Source organism: Salinicola sp. 4072, from assembly GCF_036663415.1.
Classification (GTDB): Bacteria; Pseudomonadota; Gammaproteobacteria; order Pseudomonadales; family Halomonadaceae; genus Salinicola; species Salinicola salarius_A.
Window position 1 is genome coordinate 1 of sequence record NZ_JAXOVV010000076.1, and the last position, 1,099, is coordinate 1,099.

Sequence of the window (1,099 nt, forward strand, 5' to 3'; positions counted from 1 at the left end):
AGGCGGTCTCAAGTTCCAAGCGCAACGCTATTGAAGGGTGCTCGGTCCAGCGACCGATTTCTTGAGCACCTCGGCGTAGACTTCCAGCGGCGTGCGCCAGTCGAGCGTCTTGCGCGGCCGCGTGTTCAGTGAGTCGGCGATCTCATCGAGTTCTTCCTGGCTGTAGACCGACAGATCCGTGCCCTTCGGCAGATACTGCCGCAGCAGCCCGTTCGTATTCTCATTGGAGCCGCGCTGCCACGGGCTATGCGGGTCAGCGAAGTAGATCGCCGTCCCGGTCTTCTGCGTGATCTCGGCATGCTTCATCATCTCTCTGCCCTGGTCGTACGTCATGGACAGCCGCAGGGCTCGCGGCACTTCATTGAGCTTGTCGCTGAAGCCAACGGCCGCCGCCGTGGCCGTGGTGTCATCCACTTTCGCCAAGATCACCAAGCGTGTGGTGCGCTCCACCAGCGTACCGACGGCGGAGCGATTGTTGGCACCCATGATGAGATCACCCTCCCAGTGGCCAGGCATCAGGCGGTCTTCGATCTCAGGCGGGCGCATGTGGATGCTGACCAGATCGGGAATCTGCTGGCGTCGATCCTTGCCACGACTGCGTGAGCGACGCTTGCCGTTGCCCTGCCGAAGGCAGGCGATGAGCTCTTTCTTGAGACTGCCGCGGGGCATCACATAGAGCGCGTTGTAGATGGCCTCATGCGAGACCTGCCGACGTGAATCGTTGGGAGACATGCGCTTCAGTGTGCGGGCTATCTGTTGCGGTGACCAGCACTTGCGCAGCAAGTGGACCACTACCTCGAAGAGCTCCCCGTCGGGATGCAGCTTGGGGCGCTGGCGTGGCCGATGTCGCGTCAGACGAGCCCGATAGCCCGCCAGGCCGGCATCGTAGCCCTTGATGGGGTCGACCGTATGGCGAGCAATTTCTCGCGACACGGTGCTCGGCGCACGCCCCAGGTGAGTGGCAATGGCCCGGATCGAATGCGTGGCTCGCATCATCATGATGGCGGCTCGGTCTTCAGCAGAGAGATGGCGATAGCAGTAAGTCATGGCAACACCGTACCTGATGGCTCACGTGTTGCACTTGGTCATTGAGACCGCC

1 protein-coding gene is annotated in these 1,099 nt (G+C 61.9%); it reads right to left on the minus strand.

What is annotated here, in order from left to right:
* Window positions 1-27: 27 nt before the first annotated feature.
* Window positions 28-1,047 (minus strand): IS30 family transposase, encoded by a 1,020-nt coding sequence (locus R3F72_RS18530; protein ID WP_087719302.1) that lies wholly within the window; start codon window positions 1,045-1,047, stop codon window positions 28-30.
* Window positions 1,048-1,099 lie beyond the last annotated feature (52 nt).

Bases quoted from the DNA above. Each gene is read 5' to 3' on its own strand.
- R3F72_RS18530 (WP_087719302.1), bottom strand. From the start codon at position 1,047: ATGACTTACTGCTATCGCCATCTCTCTGCTGAAGACCGAGCCGCCATC.